Origin of the sequence: Halomonas sp., assembly GCF_014859505.1 — a bacterium.
Lineage (GTDB): Bacteria > Pseudomonadota > Gammaproteobacteria > Pseudomonadales > Halomonadaceae > Halomonas.
Genome location: NZ_JACUUD010000235.1, coordinates 1 through 2269, shown reverse-complemented (window position 1 = coordinate 2269; position 2269 = coordinate 1). Strand labels below are relative to the sequence as shown.

Sequence of the window (2269 nt, the reverse complement as noted above, 5' to 3'; positions counted from 1 at the left end):
ACCACGCTGACCGAGGCCGGCTACGTGGGCGAGGATGTCGAGAACATCATCCAGAAGCTGCTGCAGAAGTGTGACTACGACGTCGAGAAGGCCGAGCGCGGCATCGTTTACATCGACGAGATCGACAAGATCTCGCGCAAGTCCGACAACCCCTCCATCACCCGGGACGTGTCGGGGGAGGGCGTGCAGCAGGCGCTGCTCAAGCTGATCGAGGGCACCACTGCCTCGGTACCCCCCCAAGGGGGGCGCAAGCACCCGCAGCAGGAGTTCCTGCAGGTCAACACCGGTAACATCCTGTTCATCGTCGGCGGCGCCTTCGCCGGCCTGGATCGGGTGATTCGTGACCGTGCCGAGAAGGGGGGCATCGGCTTCAGCGCCGAGGTCAAGAGCAAGGATGAAGCGCGCGGTGTGGGGGAGCTGCTCGCCGACGTCGAGCCCGAGGACCTGGTCAAGTTCGGCCTGATCCCCGAGTTCGTGGGTCGTCTGCCGGTGATCGCGACGCTGACCGAGCTCACCGAGGATGCGCTGATCCAGATTCTCACCGAGCCGAAGAACTCCCTGATCAAGCAGTACGCCAAGCTGTTCGAGATGGAGGGTGTGGAGCTCGAGTTCCGTGTGGACGCCCTGAGTGCGGTGGCGACCAAGGCCATGGCACGCAAGACCGGCGCCCGCGGCCTGCGCTCCATCCTCGAGTCGGTGCTGCTCGACACCATGTACGAGATCCCCTCCCTGGGAGGGGTCAGCAAGGTGGTGATCGATGCCTCGGTGATTGCCGGTGAAAGCGAGCCGCTGTTGATCTACTCCCAGCAGCAGGAAGAGGCCGCCGACGGCACCGGCGGCTGAGTCGTGCGGGCGCCCGCACCACCTCGCCGGGCCCCGATGCGGGAGCGAGCCTCGCCACTGCCGGTGACCGCCGGTCAGGCGATGCCGCTCCCGTTTTTTATGGGTGCCGCTCTTTGTGTCATTCATCGTCAGGCCTTCCCTTGCAAAGAGGGCGGCGTGCCCCCACTCCTGTGACATTCACCCGCTTTGTTCGAGGTACGTCTGCGATGCAGCAGAACGCTGATCAGACCCTGAGTCTGCCCCTATTGCCGCTGCGGGACGTGGTTGTCTACCCGCAGATGGTCATTCCACTGTTCGTCGGTCGCGAAAAGTCGATCCAGGCCCTCGAGGCGGCCATGGCTGCCGACAAGCGGGTACTGCTGGTGGCGCAGCGCGAGGCCAGCAAGGATGATCCGGATCGCGATGACCTGTTCGCCATCGGCACCGTGGCCGAGGTCATGCAGCTGCTCAAGCTCCCCGATGGCACCGTCAAGGTGCTGATCGAGGGCGTCTCCCGGGCCGACGTGGGCGAGCTCCACGCCGCCGAGGCCTATACCTCCGCCGAGGCGGTGCTGCGCGAGAGCGAGCCGCTTACCGAGCGCGAGCAGGAGGCCCTGGTGCGCGTGCTTCTCAACCAGTTCGAGCAGTACGTCAAGATGTCGAAGAAGGTGCCCAACGAGGTACTCAACTCGCTCTCGGGCATCGAGGATCCCAGCCGCCTGGTGGACACCATCTGCGCCCACCTGTCGCTGAAGATCGACGACAAGCAGCGGCTACTGGAGATGGATCGGGTGCGCGACCGCATCGAGCATCTGATGGCCCTGATCGAGTCCGAGATCGACCTGCTGCAGGTCGAGAAGCGTATCCGCTCCCGGGTCAAGGACCAGATGGAGAAGTCCCAGCGCGAGTACTATCTCAACGAGCAGATGAAGGCCATCCAGAAGGAGATGGGGGAGCTCGAGAACGTGCCCAACGAGGCCGAGAAGTACGAAGGGGCCATCGAAGAGTCGGGCATGCCCAGGGAGGCCCGCGACAAGGCCACCCAGGAGCTCGGCAAGCTGAAGATGATGTCGCCCAACTCCGCCGAGGCCACGGTGGTGCGCTCCTACCTGGATTGGCTGATCTCGGTGCCCTGGAAGAAGCGCACCCGGGTCAAGCATGACCTGGTGCATGCCCAGCAGGTGCTGGACGAGGACCACTACGGCCTCGACGAGGTCAAGGCGCGTATCCTCGAATACCTGGCCGTGCACAAGCGGGTCAAGAAGCTCAAGGGACCGGTGCTCTGCCTGGTCGGTCCGCCCGGGGTCGGCAAGACTTCCCTTGGCAAGTCCATCGCCCGGGCCACCAACCGCAAGTACGTGCGCCTGGCGCTGGGCGGCGTGCGCGACGAGTCCGAGATCCGCGGCCACCGCCGCACCTACATCGGCTCGCTGCCGGGCAAGATCAT

Annotated in this window: 2 protein-coding genes; both read left to right on the top strand. The window is 64.8% G+C overall.

Annotated features, from left to right (window positions below; genetic code table 11):
• A partial coding sequence (clpX, locus tag IBX53_RS15840; protein ID WP_290911258.1) for an ATP-dependent Clp protease ATP-binding subunit ClpX occupies positions 1 to 843 on the top strand: 843 nt, incomplete at its 5' end.
• 206 nt (positions 844 to 1049) lie between these two features.
• Positions 1050 to 2269, top strand: a 1220-nt coding sequence (locus tag IBX53_RS15835) for an LON peptidase substrate-binding domain-containing protein (RefSeq protein WP_290911256.1), incomplete at its 3' end; no start/stop codon positions are given.